Source organism: Bifidobacteriaceae bacterium (assembly GCA_031281585.1).
GTDB lineage: Bacteria > Actinomycetota > Actinomycetes > Actinomycetales > WQXJ01 > JAIRTF01.
Genome location: JAITFE010000059.1, coordinates 1 through 19,787, shown reverse-complemented (window position 1 = coordinate 19,787; position 19,787 = coordinate 1). Strand labels below are relative to the sequence as shown.

The 19,787-nt window shown below is 68.4% G+C and carries 14 protein-coding genes and 1 pseudogene; 2 read left to right on the top strand and 13 right to left on the bottom strand.

Going from position 1 to position 19,787, the window contains the following annotated elements; translation table 11 throughout:
* Nucleotides 1-62: 62 nt before the first annotated feature.
* Complete coding sequence (locus LBC97_06615) at nucleotides 63-1,526, bottom strand: glutamate synthase subunit beta (GenBank protein MDR2565721.1); 1,464 nt, start codon at nucleotides 1,524-1,526, stop codon at nucleotides 63-65.
* The gene (gene gltB / locus LBC97_06610; GenBank protein ID MDR2565720.1) at nucleotides 1,519-6,063 is read right to left on the bottom strand and encodes a glutamate synthase large subunit; all 4,545 of its coding nucleotides are present in this window, start codon (nucleotides 6,061-6,063) and stop codon (nucleotides 1,519-1,521) included. The genes LBC97_06615 and gltB overlap by 8 nt, the downstream gene beginning before the upstream one ends.
* Before the next feature lie 264 nt (nucleotides 6,064-6,327).
* Here gltB and LBC97_06605 point away from each other — a divergent pair, with 264 nt between their 5' ends.
* A complete protein-coding gene (locus LBC97_06605; protein ID MDR2565719.1) occupies nucleotides 6,328-6,909 on the top strand; it encodes a hypothetical protein in 582 nt (193 codons plus the stop codon).
* 89 nt (nucleotides 6,910-6,998) lie between these two features.
* On the opposite strand, the gene lgt is transcribed toward LBC97_06605, so the two are convergent.
* From lgt to LBC97_06550, 11 genes and pseudogenes are all read right to left on the bottom strand, one after another.
* Nucleotides 6,999-8,015, bottom strand: a complete 1,017-nt coding sequence (gene lgt / locus LBC97_06600) for a prolipoprotein diacylglyceryl transferase (GenBank protein MDR2565718.1) — start codon at nucleotides 8,013-8,015, stop codon at nucleotides 6,999-7,001.
* Nucleotides 8,012-8,854 (bottom strand): tryptophan synthase subunit alpha, encoded by an 843-nt coding sequence (gene trpA, locus LBC97_06595; protein ID MDR2565717.1) that lies wholly within the window; start codon nucleotides 8,852-8,854, stop codon nucleotides 8,012-8,014. The genes lgt and trpA overlap by 4 nt, the downstream gene beginning before the upstream one ends.
* Nucleotides 8,851-10,035 (bottom strand): tryptophan synthase subunit beta, encoded by a 1,185-nt coding sequence (gene trpB, locus LBC97_06590; GenBank protein MDR2565716.1) that lies wholly within the window; start codon nucleotides 10,033-10,035, stop codon nucleotides 8,851-8,853. Before trpB ends, trpA begins: the two co-directional genes overlap by 4 nt.
* Nucleotides 10,032-10,856: an indole-3-glycerol phosphate synthase TrpC gene (gene trpC / locus LBC97_06585; protein MDR2565715.1), complete on the bottom strand. Its 825-nt coding sequence runs from the start codon at nucleotides 10,854-10,856 to the stop codon at nucleotides 10,032-10,034. The genes trpB and trpC overlap by 4 nt, the downstream gene beginning before the upstream one ends.
* A 16-nt stretch (nucleotides 10,857-10,872) precedes the next feature.
* Entirely contained in the window at nucleotides 10,873-11,436 is a 564-nt protein-coding gene (locus LBC97_06580) for a DUF4190 domain-containing protein (protein ID MDR2565714.1), read from the bottom strand.
* Nucleotides 11,437-11,475: 39 nt separating this feature from the next.
* Nucleotides 11,476-11,841 carry a phosphoribosyl-AMP cyclohydrolase gene (gene hisI / locus LBC97_06575; GenBank protein ID MDR2565713.1) on the bottom strand — a complete coding sequence of 122 codons (366 nt, stop codon included), beginning with the start codon at nucleotides 11,839-11,841 and terminating at the stop codon, nucleotides 11,476-11,478.
* A 1-nt stretch (nucleotide 11,842) separates the two neighbouring features.
* Nucleotides 11,843-12,613 (bottom strand): imidazole glycerol phosphate synthase subunit HisF, encoded by a 771-nt coding sequence (gene hisF / locus LBC97_06570; protein MDR2565712.1) that lies wholly within the window; start codon nucleotides 12,611-12,613, stop codon nucleotides 11,843-11,845.
* Between the two features lie 2 nt (nucleotides 12,614-12,615).
* Nucleotides 12,616-13,983 carry a proteasome accessory factor PafA2 family protein gene (locus LBC97_06565; protein MDR2565711.1) on the bottom strand — a complete coding sequence of 456 codons (1,368 nt, stop codon included), beginning with the start codon at nucleotides 13,981-13,983 and terminating at the stop codon, nucleotides 12,616-12,618.
* Nucleotides 13,980-14,633 (bottom strand): proteasome subunit alpha, encoded by a 654-nt coding sequence (gene prcA / locus LBC97_06560; protein ID MDR2565710.1) that lies wholly within the window; start codon nucleotides 14,631-14,633, stop codon nucleotides 13,980-13,982. Before prcA ends, LBC97_06565 begins: the two co-directional genes overlap by 4 nt.
* Nucleotides 14,630-15,433, bottom strand: coding sequence for a proteasome subunit beta (gene prcB / locus LBC97_06555; GenBank protein MDR2565709.1), 804 nt, complete (start codon nucleotides 15,431-15,433; stop codon nucleotides 14,630-14,632). Before prcB ends, prcA begins: the two co-directional genes overlap by 4 nt.
* Nucleotides 15,430-15,534: pseudogene (locus tag LBC97_06550) on the bottom strand (ubiquitin-like protein Pup). The gene prcB and the pseudogene LBC97_06550 overlap by 4 nt, the downstream one beginning before the upstream one ends.
* A gap of 221 nt (nucleotides 15,535-15,755) precedes the next feature.
* Between LBC97_06550 and LBC97_06545 the strand changes: the two are divergent.
* Complete coding sequence (locus LBC97_06545) at nucleotides 15,756-19,745, top strand: CHAT domain-containing protein (GenBank protein MDR2565708.1); 3,990 nt, start codon at nucleotides 15,756-15,758, stop codon at nucleotides 19,743-19,745.
* Nucleotides 19,746-19,787: the final 42 nt, after the last annotated feature.

The window sequence follows — 19,787 nt, the reverse complement described above, 5'->3', positions numbered from 1 at the left end:
CTTTGCCGCCAGCCTCACGGACCAGGTTAGCCCGGCCCGCCGGCGGCCCCACGCCCTGGCCGCTACAAGCTCATGGGCGCTTCGGTCGCCGGGATGGGGCTGTGCAACTCCGTCGAGCCCTGCAGGTAGGCGTCCACGGCGGCGGCCGCGGCCCGGCCCTCCGCGATCGCCCAGACCACCAGGGACTGGCCCCGGCCGGCGTCCCCGGCCACGAACACGCTCTCCTGGGCGGTCGCGTAGCGCGCGTCGCGCGCCAACGTCCCGCGCGGGCTCAGTTCCAGGCCCAGCTGTTCCACCAGCGTCATGGCCTCCGGGCCGGTGAAGCCCATGGCGATCAGCACCAAATCGGCGGGCAGGGAACGTTCGGACCCGGGAACCGGCTGGAAACGGCCGGAACCGTCGCGGACGGCATCGGCCACCTCCAAAGCCTCCACCCGCCCTTCGCGACCCCTAAAGCCGAGCGACGTCACGGTGTAGACGCGGTTGCCGCCCTCCTCATGGGAGGAAGATGTCTTGAACACCTGCGGGAAGACCGGCCAGGGCTGGTGCGGGGGCCGCTCCGCCGGCGGCTGCGGCATGATCTCCAACGAGGTCACCGACTTGGCGCCCTGGCGCAGCGAGGTGCCCACGCAGTCTGAACCCGTGTCCCCGCCGCCAATCACAATCACGTGCTTGTCCCTGGCGGTCACCTGGTTCGCCACCATGCGCCCGGAGGCCACCACGTTGGCCTGCTCCAGGAACGGCTTGGCGAACTGGATTCCCGCCAACTCCCGTCCCGGCAAGTCCAGGTCGCGCGGGACCGTCGAGCCGACCGCGACCACCACCGCGTCGTACCTCTGGCGCAAGTCCTCCCAAGAGATGTCCCGCCCGATCTCCGTCCCGGTCCTAAAGCGGGTCCCCTCGGCCTGCATTTGCGAAAGCCTGAGGTCCAGGTGGTGTTTCCCGAGTTTGAAATCCGGGATGCCGTAGCGCAGCAGGCCGCCGGGACGGTCGGCCCGCTCGTAGACGGCGACGGTGTGGCCCACCCGCGTCAACTGTTGCGCCGCCGCCAGGCCGGCCGGCCCGGAGCCCACCACGGCCACGGTGAAGCCCGTGAAACGCTCGGGGATCTCCGGCGTGATCCAGTTGTTCTCGAACGCCTTGTCCACGATCGCCATCTCGATCGACTCGATGGTGACCGGCGGCTGGCTGATGCCCAGCACGCAGGAGCCCTCGCACAGCGCCGGGCAGATCCTCCCCGTGAACTCGGGGAAGTTGTTCGTCGCGTGCAGCCGCTCCGAGGCCGCCCGCCAATCGCCCCGCCACGCCAGGTCGTTCCACTCGGGGATGAGGTTGCCCAGCGGGCAGCCGCGGTGGCAGAACGGCACGCCGCAGTCCATGCAGCGGCCGGCCTGGCGGTGCAGCATGACCTCGTCCGTGGGCAGGTCGGCGCGCACCTCCCTGAAATCAAGCAGGCGCAGCGAGACCGGCCGGTCCATGGGCAGTTCGCGCTGGCGGACCTTCAGGAACCCGGTCGGATCAGCCATGAGCCGCCTCCTTCATGATCTCTTTCCAGGTGTCCGGGTCGTGGTAGTCCAACCCCTCCGCCTTGGCGCGGGCCAGCGCCTTGCTCATCCGTTTGAAGTCGCACGGCACCAGGTGGGTGAAATTGGCCCGTTCCGTGTCCCAGTCGGCCAGGATCGCTTGCGCCTTGGTCGAGCCGGTCTCAAGCGCGTGCCGCTCCAACAACGCCACCAACTCGTCGTCATCGGGCACCTCTTCGAGCAGCAGGTCCCCGGCCTTGACGGCCTGCGGCGAGAGCCTCCCGCGGTCGAGTTTGTAGACGTAGGCCCGGCCGCCGGACATCCCGGCGCCGAAGTTCCGCCCGGTTGGCCCCAACACCGCCACCAGGCCGCCCGTCATGTACTCGCAGCCGTGGTCCCCCACGCCCTCCACCACCAGGGTGGCGCCCGAGTTGCGGACCGCGAACCGTTCGCCCACCTTTCCGCGCAGGTAGATCTCCCCGGAGGTCGCCCCGTACCCGATCACGTTGCCCGCGATCACCGTTGTGGAGGCCTCAAAACCGGCACCGTCGGCAGGGCGCACCACTATCCGCCCGCCGCTCAGGCCTTTGCCCAGGTAGTCGTTCGAGTCGCCGATCAAACGGAGGACGATGCCGCGCGGCAGGAACGCGCCGAAGCTCTGACCGCCCGTGCCCGTCAGCGTCACGTCGATTGTGCCCGGCGGCAGGCCCGCGCCGCCGCGGCGTTTGACGACCTCGTGGCCAAGCATGGTCCCCACGGTCCGGTTGACGTTGCGGACCTTGTGCTCGATGAAGACCCGTTCGCCCCGTTCCAACGCCGGCCGGGCCTCCTGGATGAGCCGGTTGTCGAGGGCGGCCTCAAGGCCATGGTCCTGGCCGGTGACCTGCCGCAGCGGCGAGCCGGCCGGGTTGGGCGGCGGCATGAGAATGGGGCCGAGGTCCAGCCCGGCCGCCTTCCAGTGGCTGACCGCCGCCGTTGTGTCCAGCACTTCGACTTGGCCCACCGCCTCCGCCAGGCTCCGGAAGCCGAGCTCCGCCAGGTGTTCGCGGACCTCTTGGGCGATGAACTCGAAGAACGTCACCACGTTCTCGGGGCGGCCGGTGAAACGGGCGCGCAGTTCCGGGTTTTGGGTGGCCACGCCGACCGGGCAGGTGTCCTTTTGGCACACCCGCATCATGACGCAGCCCATCACCACCAGCGGGGCGGTGGCGAAGCCGAACTCCTCCGCGCCGAGCAGGGCGCCGATGACGACGTCCCGGCCGGTCTTCAGTTGGCCGTCCACTTGGACCACGATCCGGTCGCGCAGGTTGTTCGCCAGCAGGGTCTGCTGGGTTTCCGCCAAGCCGAGTTCCCACGGTCCGCCCGCGTGCTTGATTGAGGTCAGCGGCGAGGCGCCGGTGCCGCCGTCGTGGCCGGAGATCAGGACCACGTCCGCGTGCGCCTTGGAGACCCCGGCCGCGACCGTGCCCACCCCGACCTCCGCAACCAGTTTGACGTGGATGCGGGCCTCGGGGTTGGCGTTCTTCAGGTCGTGGATCAGCTGTTTCAGGTCCTCAATCGAGTAGATGTCGTGGTGGGGCGGAGGCGAAATCAGCGGCACGCCGGGCGTCGAGTGGCGGGTCTTGGCGATCCAGGGATAGACCTTGGCGCCGGGGAGTTGACCGCCCTCGCCCGGTTTGGCCCCCTGGGCCATCTTGATCTGGATGTCGTCCGCGTTGGTCAGGTATTCGGCGGTGACGCCGAACCGGCCAGAGGCGACCTGTTTGATGGCCGAACGCCGCTCCGGGTCGTGGAGCCGTTCCGGGTCCTCCCCGCCCTCGCCCGTGTTGGACTTGGCGCCCATCCGGTTCATCGCGATCGCCAGGGTCTGGTGCGCCTCCATTGAGATGGAACCGTAGGACATGGCGCCGGTGGAAAAACGCTTGACGATCTCGGAGACGGGTTCCACCTCGTCGATCGGCACGGGCGGCCTCAGCCCGCGCTTGAACGTGAACAGACCCCGGATGGTCGCCAACGCCTCGGCCTGGTTGTCGATCCGGGCGCTGTAGCGCTTGAAGAGCGCGTAGTCGCCGCGCCTGGTCGAGGTCTGGAGCTCGAAGATGGCGTCTGGGGTGAGCAGGTGGGTCTCGCCGTGGCGCCGCCACTTGTACTGCCCGCCGGACGGCAAGATGTCCCCTTCGTTCCCGTAGACCGCCTTCGGGTACGCCTTGGCGTGGCGCGCCGCGACCTCGCGGGCGAGTTCTTCCAGGCCGATCCCCTCGATCCGGGACGTGGTGCCCGTGAAGTACTTGTCGATCAAGGCGCCGCCCAGGCCCACGGCCTCGAAAACCTGCGCTCCTCGGTAGGAGGACACGGTCGAGATGCCCATCTTCGACATGACCTTGAGCACGCCCTTGCCGAGCGCCTTGATCAGATTGGCGACGGCTTTGTCCGGGCTGATCTCCCCCAAGTCGCCCGCCCGCGCCAGGCGCTCCACCGACTCCATCGCCAAGTACGGGTTGACGGCCGCCGCGCCGTAGCTGATCAGCAAGGCGACGTGGTGGACCTCGCGGACGTCGCCCGCCTCCACCACCATTCCGATCCGGGTGCGCGTGTGGTTCGCCAGCAGGTGCTGGTGGACGGCGCTGACCAGCAGCAAGGATGGGATGGGCGCGAGTTCCGCGTCCGAGTCGCGGTCGGACAGGATGATGAAGCTCTTGTCGGCCGCGACCGCGGAGTCAACCTCGGCGAAGATGTCCTCCAGTCGGTCGGCCAGCGCTTGGCCGCCGCCCGCCACGCGGTAGAGGCCCTTGACGGTTTGGGCGGAGAACCCGCCGGACCGGTCCCGGTACCGCCCGATCCGGGAGACCTTTTGCAGATCCTCGTTACCCAACACCGGAAACGGGAGCACCAACTTCCGGGCGTGCTCCGGCAAGTCCTCAAGCAGGTTCGCCATCGGCCCGATCGCGGTGGCCAGCGACGTCACCATCTCCTCGCGGATGGCGTCCAACGGCGGGTTGGTGACCTGGGCGAACATCTGGCTGAAGTAATCGAAGAGGAGCCGGGGCCGGTCGGTCAAAACCGCCAGGGCGGCATCGTTCCCCATGGACCCGACCGGTTCCGCGCCGGTCACCGCCATTGGGGCGAGGATCAGGCGGACCTCCTCCTCCGTGTACCCGAACGCCAACTGGCGGCGGGTGACCGAGGTGGTCGAATAGTCGATGTGCTCGCGCGGCGGCAGGTTGTCCAGATAGACGGCTTTCTCCCGGACCCATTCGCCGTACGGCGCCTGGGCCGCCAGTTCGGCCTTGACCTGATGGTTCTCAATGATCCGGCCCTGGGCGGTGTCCACCAGGAAAATACGCCCTGGCTCCAGGCGGCCTTTCCGGACAACCTGGTCCTGCGGAATGTCCAGCACGCCGGCTTCCGAGGCCATGACCACCAGGCCGTCGCTGGTGACCCAATACCGTCCGGGGCGAAGCCCGTTGCGGTCCAGGGTGGCCCCGATCACGGTCCCGTCGGTGAACGCCACCGCCGCGGGGCCGTCCCAGGCCTCCATCACCGAGTCGTTGAACTCATAGAACTCCCGCACCGAGGCGTCCATGGCGGCGTTGTTCTCCCACGCCTCCGGGATCATCATGAGGATCGCGTGCTGGAGTGGCCGGCCGGCCAAGTGCAGCAGCTCGAGCACTGAGTTAAAGGAGGCCGAATCCGACTCGCCCGGCGAGCAGATCGGCGTCAACGGCGCGATCTCGCCGATCAAATCGGATTCCATTTGCGCCTCGCGGGCCGAGAGCCAATTGCGGTTGCCCTTGACGGTGTTGATCTCGCCGTTGTGCGCCATCATGGACAACGGCTGCGCCAACGGCCAGGACGGGAACGTGTTCGTCGAAAAGCGGGAGTGCACCAGGGCAATCGCCGTCTCATAGTCCGGTTCGGCCAGGTCGCCGAAGAACGGCAGCAATTGCCCGGTGGTCAACATGCCCTTGTAAACAACGGTGCGCGCGCTGAGCGAGGCGAAGTAGGTTCCGGCTTGGTGAAGCGAACGCTTGACCAAGCGGTACGCGCGGCGGTCCAGGTCAATCCCGGCCAGGCGCCGGTCCGGGCTGGCCAGCATCAACTGGCGGAAAGTCGGCATGGCCGCCAGGGCCGTGGGCCCGACCGGCGACGGGTCCGTGGGCGGAGTGCGCCAGCCGATCACCTCAAGGCCCTCCTCGGCCGCGATCCCCTCGATCTCGTCCATGGCGGCTGCCGCCTGATGGTGCCCTTGCGGCAAGAACGCCATCCCGACCGCGTAATGGCCGGCCTCCGGAACGGCTGCGCCCTCAGCTTCAAACAGACGCCGCATCAACCGGTCGGGGACCTGGGTCAGGATCCCGGCGCCGTCACCGGTGTTCGGCTCGGCGCCCACGGCGCCGCGATGGTCGATGTTTTCCAGCACGGTCAAGGCGGCGTCCACGATGTCCCGGCCCGGCCGTCCGTCCAGGCGGGCGACGAATCCGACGCCACAGGCGTCATGCTCGAAGTCGGGCGAATAGAGTCCCCGTGCTGGCGGCCCCATTTCAAATGGGGAGGGGACCGATAAAGGGCGTGCTGCCATCATCCACCTTTCGAACAGTTTGAGGCCGAACCGTGCTTGAGCACCAGCAACCGGCTCAGCAAGGATACCTGGTAGTGCTGCCGAACAGCAGTTTGGCCCACTATCCGAACTCCCGGCCGAGTCGAATCCGCCCTAAGATCGGCCTGTTAACGTGACATTGGCCCCTTCAATGCGCTAGGTTCAGGGACGCCCGTTACCACTCGGAGAGAATCAAAAGGACGGACCATGACTCAGACTCCTCAGCCCCCAGACGGCTACTACCCGCCGCAGCAGCCGCAAGGCGGCTACCCTCCGCAGCCGCAGCAGTCGGCCCCCGGTGGATATCCCCCGCCCCAGCAGCCGGCTCCCGGCGCCTACCAACAGCCTGCGCCCGGCGGCTACCCGCCGCCGCAGCCAGCCCAACAGGGTTACTACCAGGCGCCGCAGCAGCAGTACGCCGCCCCGCCGGCCGGCGACCCGGACATTCAGCAGAACAAGGTCATGGCCATCCTGGCCTACTTCAACATTCTGGTGCTGATTCCGATCTTCGCCGCCAAAGAGTCGCGCTTCGCGCGCTACCACGCCAACCAGGGCTTGGTGCTGTTCCTTCTTGAAGTGGCCTATTCCGTGGTTTACGGCGTGGTCAACGCGATCCTGCTCACGACCGTCTTGACGACCGGCTCGTTTGGGCTGGCGTCAATTGTCAACCTGCTCTTCGGCTTGGTCGCCTTGGGCATCTTCGTCCTGTTCATCATTGGCCTCATCAACGCCGCGAAAGGCGAGTTCAAGCCCCTGCCGGTGATCGGGAACATCACGATCCTCAAGTAGTCGGCACAGGCTCAAAGCGGCTCGGCCGGCGTCTTCGACGGCGCTTGGCCGGGCCGCTTTTTGCTGCCCCGGAAGCGGCGGCCGCCGGGCTAAGTGACGGGCTTGCCGTCGTTGTCGTCCTCGTCGGGTAGGGCAGCAGACACGCTGTCGACCGTGTCCCCGTCTGGGGCCGCGTCCTGGGGGTCGGGGGCGCTCGCGTCGTCGGATACCGGATCGGACACGCTGTCGGCCATGTCCCCGTCGTCGGATACGGGATCGTCAGCGTGGGGATCCCCTTCCGGCTCCGCCGCCAATTGCAGATCGTCGCCGTACCTGCGCCGGGACCACAAGAACCCGACCACCCCGGCCAGGCCCACCACGATCGAGGTCCAAACGTTCAACCGCAGGCCCAGGAAGTGGTTCGCGGTGTCAATGCGGAGCGCCTCGATCCAGACGCGCCCCAGGCAGTAGAGCGTCATGTACGCGAAGAACGTTTGGCCGTGTCCCCACCGCCACCGGCGGCCCGCCCACACCAAAACGGCGGCCACGCCCAGGTCCCACAGCAGTTCGTAAAGGAAAGTCGGGTGGAACAGCGTCCCCGGCGGATAGCCGGCGGCGGTCGCGATGTCCGGGGAGACTTGCAGCCCCCACGGGAGCGTGGTCGGGGCGCCGAAGAGTTCTTGGTTGAACCAGTTGCCCAGCCGGCCGATCGCCTGGCCCACCGCGATTCCCGGTGCCAGCGCGTCAGCCAGCGCGCCCAACGGAATCTTGACCCGCTTCGCGCCGATCGCCCCGCCGACAGCGCCGAGCGCGATGGCGCCCCACACGCCCAACCCGCCGTTCCAGATGGCGAAGGCCTTCCACGGGTCGCCCCCGGCGCCGAAGTAGGGCTCAGGCGTGGTGATGACGTGATAGACGCGCGCGCCGACAATGCCGAAGGGCACGGCCCACAAGGCCACGTCGAACATCGCGTCGGCGTTGTACCCCCTTAGGGCCAGCCGCCGCGCGCCGATCCATCCAGCCACCACGATCGCGGTGATCATGGTCAGGGCGTACGCCCTGATGGGGACTGGCCCAAGGTGCCAGACGCTGTGCGTGGGGCTAGGCAGGAACGCGAGCGCGCTCACCGGCGCGCCGCCTCACGCAGCTCGGCCGCGAAGCCCTCCACGTCTTGGCCGGCCGCCAGGCGTTTCACGAAGGCTGAGCCGACTATCACGCCGTCGGCGAAGCCGGCCACCTCGGCGGCCTGGCCGGGCGTGGAGACCCCCACCCCGACGCAAACATTGGTCGCGCCCGCCGCGCGGGTGCGTTCGACCAGGGGGCGGGCCAGGTCGGAAAGGGAGGCCCGCAGCCCGGTCACGCCCATTGTCGAGGTGGCGTAGGTGAACCCGCGGCAGGCGGCGGCGGTTAGGCGCAGTCGCGCGGGCGGGGAGGAAGGCGCCACCAAGAAGATCTTGTCCAAGCTGAAACGGTCCGCCGCGCCGACCCAGGCGGCGGCCTCTTCCGGAATGAGGTCCGGAGTGATCAGGCCGGCCCCGCCCGCTGACGCCAAGTCGGCGGCGAAGCGGTCCTCGCCGCGCCGGAACACGGGGTTGTAGTAGGTCATGACCTCGACGGGCACGCCGACCGGGGCCAACTCCGCGACCGCCTCGAAGAGGTCGTCAACTCGGAACCCGGCCGCCAGCGCCTGGGTGACGGCCTCGCCGATCACCGGGCCGTCCATGACGGGGTCGGAGTAGGGCAGCCCCAGTTCGATCACGTCCACGCCGCCCCGGATCAGCGCGCGGCAGGCGTCGACAGAACCGGCCAGCGAGGGAAACCCGCACGGCAGATAGGCGATCAGGGCGGCCCTGCCCTCGCGCCGCGCACGATCAATGGCCTCGCCCGCGCCGGGAACGGGGGCGGCGCCGTCCTCGACGGCGTTCTGTGAAGGACCTGTGAAAAAGGTACCGTCCCCGTTTTTCATAGGTTGAACCACCTTGCCGCCGTTTCCACGTCCTTGTCGCCCCGGCCGGAGAGGCACACCAGGATGACCGCCTCCGGTCCCAGTTCCGCGCCCAGGTCCATGGCGCCCGCCAGGCCGTGGGCTGACTCGATCGCGGGCATGATCCCCTCGGACTGGGTCAGCCAGCCGAACGCCGCCATCGCGGCCGCGTCGGTGATGGGCCGGTACACGGCCCGCCCGGAGTCCTTCAGGTAAGAGTGTTGAGGTCCCACACCCGGATAGTCCAACCCGGCGGAGATCGAATGGGATTCGATGGTCTGGCCGTCCGCGTCCTGGAGCAGATAGGACTTGGCGCCGTGCAGGGTGCCTGGGCTGCCCGCGGTCAAGGTGGCCGCGTGCCGGCCGGTCTCCACGCCGTCGCCCGCGGCCTCGAAACCGTACAAGCCGACCTCCAAGTCTTCAAGGAAGGCCGCGAACAGGCCAATCGAGTTCGACCCGCCGCCCACGCAGGCCGCCGCGGCGTCCGGCAGCCGGCCGACCCGGGCCAGGATCTGTGTCCGCGCCTCCACCCCGATCACCGACTGGAAATCACGCACCATGGCCGGGAAGGGATGCGGTCCGGCGGCGGTGCCGAAGACGTAGTTCGTCTCGCCCACATTTGTGACCCAGTCCCGCAACGCCTCGTTGATGGCGTCCTTCAGGGTCCGGGACCCGGTCTTGACCGCCACGACCTGGGCTCCAAGCAGCCGCATCCGGGCCACGTTCAGCCCTTGGCGCCTGGTGTCCTCCTCGCCCATGTAAACCACGCAGTCCAAGCCCATCAAGGCCGCCGCGGTGGCGGTCGCCACGCCGTGCTGGCCCGCGCCCGTCTCCGCGATCACCCGCGATTTGCCCAGCCGCTTGGTCAAAAGGGCCTGGCCCAGGACGTTGTTGATCTTGTGGGAGCCGGTGTGCGTCAGGTCCTCCCGCTTCAAGAAGATCCGCGCGCCGCCCGCCCGCGCCGCGAAGCGCGGCACCTCCGTCAACGGGGTGGGCCGCCCCGCGTAATCGGTGGCCAAACGGGACAACTCGGCCGCGAAGGCGGGGTCCGACTTCGCCGACTCGTACGCGGCGCTCAACTCGTCAAGGGCGGCTATCAGGGCTTCGGGCACAAAACGACCGCCGTAGGACCCGAAATAGGGTCCGGGCATCTCAGGGCTCATCGGCGCAATGATCTCACAGACGGGTGCGAGCCCATAGCCACCAGCTCCCGCACGGCCTGCTCGGGGTGCGAGGCTGACGCCAAGTACTCGCCGATCAACACGGCATCGGCGCCCCTGTGCGCGTACGCGGCCAAATCATGCGGGCTGGAAACCCCCGACTCGGCCACTTTGACAACGTCCGGACCGGCCAGGGGCGCCAGCCGGCCGAACACGGACGGGTCAACCGACAGGGTTTTCAGATTGCGCGCGTTGAACCCGACCAACCGGGCGCCCGCCTCCTGCGCCAACTCAAGCTCCGCCTCGTTGTGGACCTCCACCAACGGCGTCATGCCCAGCGAGACGGTCCGCTCGATCAAACCGATCAACTGCAACCGGTCCAGCGCCGCCACAATCAACAGCACCAGGTCCGCGCCGTGGGCTCTGGCCTCCCAAACCTGGTAGGAGCTGACCACGAAGTCCTTCCGCAGCACGGGGATGTCGACCGCGCGGCGCACCGCCGCCAAATCGGCCAGCGAACCGTGAAAGTGCCGGCTCTCGGTCAGCACGGAGATCGCGGCCGCCCCGCCCGCCTCGTACGCCTGGGCCAAGGCCGCCGGGTCCGCAATCGCGGCGATTGGCCCGCGTGACGGGCTTGAGCGCTTCACCTCGGCGATCACCGCGACGGACGCGCTCGCCCGCAGGCGGGCCAGGAAATCTTTGGCCGGCGGACGGTCGCAAGCCGAGGCCTTGAGCTGGGCCAGCGACACGCGGGCCTGGCGCGCCGCCAAGTCTTCGCGCACTCCGGCGATTATCTGATCCAGGACAGTTCCGGTTTTCTTCACGTGCTTTCCCAACTTCCTAGACCGCTGGGAAAACCGCCGCGGCCAGGTCCGGCGCCGCGCCGCTGGCGTAATACCAGAGTCCCGCCCCGCCAATGGCGAACACCAGCCCCCAGATGAGGATGCTGATCGCCAGCCCGATGTAGCCGATGATCACCCCGGCCAAAGCGACGCCGCGGTTGTTCGCCTCGCCCCGGCCCACGGCCGCCAGCCCAATGTGCCCAAAGATGACGCCTAGGACAGAACCGATGAACAAGCCGGGAAGAATGACAATTCCCGCGATCGACAACACCAGCGAGGCCACGCCCATGCCGTTCTTGCCGGGATTCCCCACCGGGTAGGGCTGGTACGGCGGGTATTGCGCGTAACCGCCCGGCGCGGGTTGATTGGGCGGGGGCCAGCCGCCGTACGGCGCCCCGGGGGGTCCGTAGGGGTTATACGGTTGGTTCGGCGCCGGCGGGTAGGGGGCCGAAGGATAAGAGGCAGTGGGCGGATCGAACGGACGCGCCGCGTACGGCTGCGCGTCGGCGTAAGGCCCGGTCGGCTGGGGGCCGGCCGGACCATAAGGGGATAGTTCGCTCACGATAACCAACCTACAGGGTCCTGGGCAGTGCCTTTGCCGTCAATTGGCCCCGTCTTGCGCCTTCGCCACCAATTCCCGTCCCGTGAAGCAGGTCCGCGTTCCGGTGTGGCAAGCGGCGCCGACTTGTTCGACCCTCACCAGAAGCGCGTCCCCGTCGCAATCGGCGGCCACCGACTTGACCAATTGGATATGCCCGGAGGTGTCGCCTTTGCGCCAGTATTCCCGCCGCGACCGCGACCAGAACCAGACCCGGCCCGTCGTCAGGGTGCGCCGCACCGCCTGGGCGTCCATGTAGCCGACCATCAGCACCTCGCCGGAGTCGTGTTGCTGGATGACCGCCGGTATCAACCCGTCGGCGCCAAACCGCAGGTTCGCCACGTCCCGCATCTCATCCGCTTCGCCCATTTCACCGCACCTCGTATCCGGCGGCCGCCAACGCCGCTTTGACCTCGCCAATGGTCAGCACGCCGAAGTGGAAAACGGAGGCCGCCAGGACGGCATCGGCACCGGTGGCCGCCGCCGCCACGAAGTCTTCCGGCCGGCCCGCGCCGCCGGACGCGATCAGCGGCAGGTCGACCGCGCGGCGGAACGCGCGGAGCATCTCCACGTCGAATCCCCCGGTGGTGCCGTCCGCGTCCATCGAGTTGAGGAGGATTTCGCCGGCGCCCAGCGCCTCGCCCGCGCGGGCCCATTCGACCGCGTCCAGGTCCACGCCCCGCCGCCCGCCGTGGGTGGTCACCTGGTAGCCGGATTGGGTCGTTGTCCCGTCTTGGCACCGCCGCGCGTCCACCGAGAGGACCAGCACTTGGCTCCCGAAGCGGTCGGCGATCCGTTTGATCAGGTCCGGGTCCGCGATCGCGGCGGTGTTGACCCCCACCTTGTCCGCCCCGGCCCGCAGCATGCGGTCCACGTCCTCCACGCAGCGGATGCCTCCGCCCACCGTCAGGGGCACAAAGACCTGGTCGGCGGTGCGTTCCACCACGTCAACCATGGTTTCCCGGCCCGCCGCCGAGGCCGACACGTCCAGAAACGTGACCTCGTCCGCGCCCAGCTCGTCATAGCGGGCGGCCAGTTCGACCGGGTCCCCCGCGTCCCGCAAGTCGCGGAAGTTGACGCCTTTGACGACCCGCCCGCCGTCCACGTCGAGGCACGGGATGACCCGCAACGCCACGGCCATCGCTAGTTCTCCTCCCCGGCCATCAGCCGGTCCAGTTCGCCCGCCGCGCCCACGGCCGGCTCCGCCTCTAACTCGCCGATCAGGGCCAGCGCCGCCGGATCGGCCGAATCCAGCGGGTCGGCCAACGTCACCGCCTCGGCTTGACCCAGTTTCAAGCGCACCCAGTCGACAGTGTATTCCCGGCCGGCCGCCTGGGCCGCGGCGACAAACCGCCCGCGCAGGCGGGCCCTGGTGGTCGCGGGGGGTTCCACGACCGCCGCCGCGATCTCCCGTTGCCCGATGCCGCTCGTCAGGTTCCCGCCCGCCTCCAGCTTTGCCCGCAACCCGCCGCCGGCGTCGAGTTGGTGGTAGGCCAGCTCCAGCCGCAGCACCCTTGGGTCCGCCAACCCCGCCCCGGTCCGCTCGCGGTAGCGCTCGATCAGCCGCCATTTCGCCAGCCAGTCGAGTTCCGTCTCCAGGCCGTCGAAGTCCAGGCGGTCCCAGGCGGTCAGGGTTCGTTCCCACAGATCGAGGACCGCTTGGTCCTCTTCGTCTTCGGCGGCCGCGCGCGCGACCTGGAAGTAGGCCCACTGGACCTGGGCGGGCCGGATGGTCCGGCCGTCCGCCAGGGCGATCGGATGGGCTTCGCGCCAACCTTGGGCGACTTCGCGGATGGCGCGGACCGGCTCGGCCAGTTCGACGTCCGGGAGGGCCGCGCCGTCCGTCGCGGCCCGGAGGAGCAGGCTCATCGACCCCACCTTCAGGCGCGCCGCGGGGTCCGCCATGTTGGAGTCCCCCGCTATCACGTGCAGGCGCCTGAAACGCCCGCCGTCCGCGTGCGGCTCGTCACGGGTGTTGATCATGGGCCGCGACCGGGTGGTCGCGGAGCTCAGCGCCTCCGCCGTGTGGTGGGCCCGTTGGGACAGCAGGTACCGCGCCCCTTTTGGATCGACCTGGACCTTGCCGGCGCCCGCTATCAGCTGGCGGGTGACCAGGAAGGGAATCAGCTTCGCTGCCAGTTCCTGGGAGCCCTGCCTGGGCACCTGGTAGTTCTCATGGCACCCGAAGGCGTTCCCGGCCGAGTCGGAGTTGTTCTTGATCAGGGCGATCGCGGTCCCGACGCGCCGTGAGGCGGCGTCCGCCAGGGCGGCCATCAGCCGGTCCCCCGCCCGCTCGGCGGCCAGTAGCTCCCCCGGCCGCGAGCATTCGGGCGTGGCGTATTCGGGGTGGGAGCCCACGTCCAGGTACAGCCTGGCGCCGGCGGGGGTGAACACGCTGGTGCTGCGCCCCCAGGCCACGACCGGCCGGAACAGTTCGCGGGCGGCCTCCTCCGGGCTCAGGTCCCGGGCGGTGATGCCGTATTCGGTTTCGAGTCCAAAGACCCCTCTCACGGCAACGCCTCAAGGCGGGTGAAGGCCCGCCCTGGGGCGTCCCGCCTCAGCCACCCCACCTCGTAGCCGTCCTCGGGCTCGCCGTTCTGGGCCAGGGCCGCGCGCGCCAAGGCGCCCGCCTCCGGCAGGCTGAGGCCGGACCGCCAGCCCTCCGCGACGGCCTGGCGGCCGCGCGTGGTAGCGCCGCCCAACACCGCCCAAGGCAACTCGTCGTTGACGGAACCGTCGAAGCGGACGTGGAAGACGGCATCGGACGCCTGTGCCGTCCCCACCTCGGCGACGGCCAACTCGACCTCCAACGGCTTCGGGTCGCCTGTGAACGCGGCGGCGATCGACTGCGCGTAGGCGCCGGCCAGGCCACGGGCGGTCACGTCGGTGCGGTCGTAGGAGTATCCGCGTAGGTCGGCGTAGCGGATGCCGGCCACGCGGAGGGCTTCGAACTCGGACCACTTGCCCACGGCCGCGAAGGCGAGGCGATCGTAGATCTCGGAGAGCTTCTTCAGGGCGCGCGAGGCGTTGGCGGCGGCGAGCAGCACGCCATCCGAGGCGGAGATCACCACGGCCGGGCGGCCGCGTGCCACGCCGCGTTTGGCGAAATCGGCCCGGTCTTTGATGATCTGCTCAGGCGGCACGTAAAGCGGGAGGGTCACGGGCGTTCTCCCTTCGGGTCCTTGGCTTCGCCGCGCGGGGCGAGCGTCCGCGCCAGCTCCTGATCCGGGATCCGGTGGTAGCCGCGGGCGTCCACGCGGGCCACGACGGGGTAGATGTCGCGGGCGCGGTCCACTCCGGCGGTTGCCGAATCGTCATCGGCGGCGTCGTTGAGGGCGGTCAGGGCGGTGCGGACGGCGGTGCGGGCGCTGGCGGCGGGTTTGTGGAGCTTCTTCAGGGAGCCTTTCGCGAACACGGCGCCGGAGCCGATCGCGGCGTAGCCTTTCTCCTCGTAGCTGCCGCCGGTCACGTCGAAGGCGAAGATGCGCGGCGCGTGGCCGTCCCAGCCGCCCAGGAGCGGGACCACGGCCAGGCCCTTCATGGCGAGTTCCAACTGGGAGCGGACCATGGTGGCGAGCCGGTGGGCTTTGCCGCTGAGCGAGAGGGCGACCCCTTCGATCTTCTCGTAGTGCTCCAATTCTAGTTGGAAGAGCCGCACCAGTTGGATGGAGAGCCCTGCCACCCCGGCCAGGCCGATCGCGGTCCAGGCGTCCGCGGGGTAGACCTTTTCAATGTCCCGGCTGGCGATCTGGTGGCCCACGGTGGCGCGGCGGTCCCCCGCCATGACCAGGCCGTCGCGGTAGGTCAGGGCCACAATCGTGGTGGCGGCGGGCGGGCGGGCGTCCTCGGCCAGGCGGCTTGGGCCCGCCAGCGGCGGCGCCAGCAGTTCGGGCGCGGCCCTCCCCACAAACTCCGCGAACGAGTTGCCGGGCCCAAAATAGCTGGCCGGCAGCCCGCTCATTGCCCGCCCTTTTGCACGAATCCCCGCACGAACGCCTCGGCCGAATCCTCCAGGACCGCGTCGATCTCATCCAGCAGGTCGTCGATCGGCTGCGTCTGCGCTTGACGCGCCACCGCCGGCGCTGGCGGCGCCGACTCGTCGTCCCGGTCGCGCGGGGGAAGGTCACTGCGGCGCACTTGCTCCATGAGGGAGAATCCTAGCCGCCCGCTGGTGCGCGGCCATTTCTGCTCGCCTTCGCGTGTTCAGCAGCGGCCTTTCAGTTGCGCAAGCTCCGACTGGCCGGTGACCGGTAGGCTTTCCGTTTACGGCTGCCCCGCCCAGTTTGGATTCTCTGTTCGCTGTCACCCCCGCCGCGACCGGTCCGGGCGCGAATGAGCGCGTTTACGAGGAATTGCTCTGTTGCCGCGATTCGCTGGTGCCGTTCGTCGGGGCGGGCATGACTGTCGACGCCGGATTCCCGTTGTGGGCTGCGGCTCTTTCCAGAATCGGCGCCGCCGTGCCTTTCCTGACCGACCTGAGCAGCGTCAAGGCCTTGATCACGGCCGGGGACCTGCAAGAGGCGGCGAACATGCTTCACCAGGCAGCGGGCCAAGACGCCTTCCGCGAAGCCTTGAAGTATGTCTTCCGAGATGAATTGGCCGCGTCGGCAGATGTGGGAGCTCTGCCGGTGTCCCTTCTCCCGCAGGCATTTCCCGCAGGCCCGGTCATCACCACGAACTTTGACCGGTTTCTCGAGTCGCGACTCTTCACAGGTCACCTGGCTTTCGACAACCGCATCATCGGCCCGGCGCAATTGCGGGCTGAACGGGAGCATCTGATTCGGGGCAACCCGCGCTGGCTTGTGAAGTGGCACGGCTGCGTTTCAGCTCCCGACGAGGTCGTGTTCACGACTGCTTCGTATGACAAGCACTACGGTCCGTCTAACGGCTCGCAAACCGCGCGTTTCCTGGGAGAGTTCTTCCGCTCCCGCCCCATGCTGTTCCTCGGCTGCAGCCTCTCCGCTGACCGCACTTTGGACCTGCTGACCGCCATAGCCAAGAACGACACCCGCCCGCATTACGCCCTGGTCCCACGCGCCGAAGACCCCGCCAAGTTCGCGGCTGACGGCCGCCGACTCTCAAACGCCGGAATACGAGCCATCTGGTACCCCGCCGGGCAACACGAATACGTCAGGGTTTTCCTTGAAGCGCTCATCCCGTCGGCCACTCCTGGGTCGGCGGGTTCGCGGGTTTCGCCCGTTGGGACTGCGCACGGGCCGACGGGTCGGAGCATCCAGGTTTCAATCCATGTGGCCCCAACCGCGGACGGCCATTTCGCTGTTCGTGTTCGGGTCGGAGCTTCCTCCACGGTGGAAGCCACGTCCTCCATGACGCTTGCTGAGGCCTCGGCTCTTCTCTCATCAGCGGATATGGCCCTTCCCAGCGCCGATCAGCGTCTTCAGCACGCAGGGGAACGGCTGGCCCGCGCGTTGTTGCCCAGCGAAGCCTTGTCAAACCTGGCTTCCGTCCTTGAAGCGCGCCTGCAGGAAGACCGAGTCCGTTTGGTGTTTCACGGCGACGCCGCAACGCTTGGGCACCTCCCAGTGGAACTCCTGCGCTTGCCGGGTGCGGCCAAGCCCTTGGCCCTCGAGCCCGGCGTAACTATCCGGCGGCAGGTCACCCGCTCTCCACGCCGCCATCCTGTCACGTTGCCAGGTCCGCTGAAGGTGCTGGCAGCCGTCTCGGCTCCTGACGAGTCGACCGCCTCCGGGCCTCCTTTGAACGTGGAGCATGAGATGCAACTTCTTCTCGACGCCACCAAGGGCGCGCACCAGGGCGAGCTGCGCATTCTCGAATACGCGGACCCAACACTGATAGCCAGCGCGGTTAGGGACGACCCGTACCACGTCCTACATCTGTCCGCACACGGCGGGCCCGCCTCCCTGGCGCTGGAGGACGAGGACGGCCGTGAACGCCTAGTTAGCCCGAGGCAGCTAGTGGACATGCTTCGAACGGGTGGCAAGCCGATCCCTTTGATCGTGTTGTCCGCCTGCTCTCGCTTGGATGGCGAAGGACTGGCCGGGGCGCTGGTCACCCACGGCGCCGACAGGGTCATCGCCATGCAAGCTTCGGTCACCGACAAGTACGCTTCGGATCTCGCGGCCCGGCTTTACGCCAATCTGGTCGAAACCCCGGAGTTGACAGTGGCGGACGCTTTGGCTCTCGCCAGGCGCACGATTGAGAACCAGCGGCAAGCCTTGGCCGCAAGCGACACCGGCGGGGACGTGCCCCCGCCCGAGTGGGCAACCGCCACACTGTGGTCCGCTAGCGAAGACGCTCCTCTCATAGATCCGGCCCTGCCATCGACACCTTTGTCCCGTCAGCAGGCCTTTCCGACCGGGAGCCATGTCCGCGAACTGCCGCTCGGCGACCTGATCGGCCGACGCCCCCAACTCCGCGACGTGCTCGGCGCGCTGCGCGGGACGCCGCAGGCAAGAAGGAAGTTCGGCGCGGTCGGCGGGGTCATCCTGACGGGCATGGGCGGAATCGGCAAGACGGCACTGGCCGGACGAGCCATCCAGCGTTTGCGCGACGACGGCTGGATGCCCGTGGTCACCGATGGCGCGTGGGATCCTGGCACCATCTTCCGCGAGGCCGCTGCGGCCATCGCCCCGAAGGACCCGGCCCTGAGTCAAGCGTTGTTGTCAACCGAAATGGACGCGGACCCGTTCAACGCGTTGCTCGAGGCGATTAGAAGGCACCGCCTGCTGATCCTGATGGACGATTTCGAGCAGAACCTGGTGATCGGCGGTGAGGGGTTCCGTGACGCCGCTGGAGGCTCCTCACTGGTGGCCCAACTCCTAAACCGGCTCGTCGGGGTCGCCTCTGAGTCTCCCAAGAACGGCAAAATGTTGATCACCTGCCGTTACCCGCTGCCGGAGCCATTTGACGCGCAGTTGGCTCAAGTCAGCGTGCCCCCGCTTACAGACGCCGAACTGCGGCGCCTGTTCCTGCGCCTGCCTGCGATCAGCGGTTCGAGCGACAGCCATCGCCAAGCCGTTCAAGCTCAAATCGGCGACAACCCCCGCCTGGTCGAGTTGATGGACGCGGTCCTCCGGGGCGGAATCAGCGACCTCACCCACGTCGCGGCCAAACTGAAGGAACTCGACAAGCTCCGGGATGGGCCCCCCAGAACGCGGGGCAGCGCCATGGGCCCTGACGCGGCCCTTAAGAAAGTGCTCTCGCTAGGCCGCGCCGACATTCTGCTGGATGAACTACTGGACCTCCTGTCCCCGGAGGAGCGCAGTCTCCTGGACCACGTGAGTGTCTGTCGAATGCCCCTCCCGGTTGAGGACGCGGCCACCTCCGCCTCCTTACCGGTGGATGACGCGTTTCGCGCACGCCTCGACCGTTTGCGGGACCTGACGCTGCTGGCCCCAACAGACCAAGTCGAAGTCCACAATTCGGTGGCCCAAATGCTCAGGGACAGACTGGCCGACGGCACTCACGCAAGGCTCCACGCCAGCGCTTTCGCCACGCACCTGAAACGAGCACGCGAAGGGCGCGACACGTTCCTGGACATGGTCGACCTGCCGTTCCATATCGCTGGCGGAGGGCAATTCGATCAGGCTGGCGCATTGGCCGCCAACTTCGCCATACAACTCCCAGGAGTGCTTCACCGAATCGCCTACTTGGAACAAGTCATCGGATGCATTCCTACGGCTTCCTTCTGTCTTGGTCGGCAAGTGCTGGCAGACGAGCTAGGACGGTACTACTCCACGTTTGGGGACACCGGCTCGGCCCGCGCCCACTTCGAGGAGTCCCTGCGGATCGCGGAGGGGCTGGCCAAGGCCGACCCCGGCAACGCCGGCCTCCAAAGGGGCCTGTCGGTCAGCCACAACAGGCTCGGGGACCTGGAGTTGCGGGCCGGGGACACCGGCTCGGCCCGCGCCCACTTCGAGGAGTCCCTGCGGATCAGGGAGGGGCTGGCCAAGGCCGACCCCGGCAACGCCGAACTCCAACGGGACCTGTCGATCAGCCACAACAGGCTCGGGGACCTGGAGTTGCGGGCCGGGAACACCGGCTCGGCCCGCGCCCACTTCGAGGAGTCCCTGCGGATCGCGGAGCGGCTGGCCAAGGCCGACCCCGGCAACGCCGAACTCCAACGGGACCTGTCGATCAGCCACAACAGGCTCGGGGACCTGGACCTGCGGGCCGGGGACACCGGCTCGGCCCGCGCCCACTACGAGGAGTCCCTGCGGATCGCGGAGCGGCTGGCCAAGGCCGACCCCGACGACGCCGAACTCCAACGAGATCGGAAGAGCGTCGTGTAGGGAAAGTGTGTATCCAGAGGTGGGGCGGGGGGGGGGGGGGGG

Excerpts from the sequence above, each read along its gene's own strand:
- LBC97_06615 (MDR2565721.1), bottom strand. The coding sequence starts at position 1,526 with ATGGCTGATCCGACCGGGTTCCTGAAGGTCCGCCAGCGCGAACTGCCC.
- gltB (MDR2565720.1), bottom strand. The coding sequence starts at position 6,063 with ATGGGGCCGCCAGCACGGGGACTCTATTCGCCCGACTTCGAGCATGAC.
- LBC97_06605 (MDR2565719.1), top strand. The coding sequence starts at position 6,328 with ATGACTCAGACTCCTCAGCCCCCAGACGGCTACTACCCGCCGCAGCAG.
- trpB (MDR2565716.1), bottom strand. The coding sequence starts at position 10,035 with ATGAGCCCTGAGATGCCCGGACCCTATTTCGGGTCCTACGGCGGTCGT.
- trpA (MDR2565717.1), bottom strand. The coding sequence starts at position 8,854 with ATGAAAAACGGGGACGGTACCTTTTTCACAGGTCCTTCACAGAACGCC.
- prcB (MDR2565709.1), bottom strand. The coding sequence starts at position 15,433 with ATGAGCGGGCTGCCGGCCAGCTATTTTGGGCCCGGCAACTCGTTCGCG.
- hisI (MDR2565713.1), bottom strand. The coding sequence starts at position 11,841 with ATGGGCGAAGCGGATGAGATGCGGGACGTGGCGAACCTGCGGTTTGGC.
- hisF (MDR2565712.1), bottom strand. The coding sequence starts at position 12,613 with ATGGCCGTGGCGTTGCGGGTCATCCCGTGCCTCGACGTGGACGGCGGG.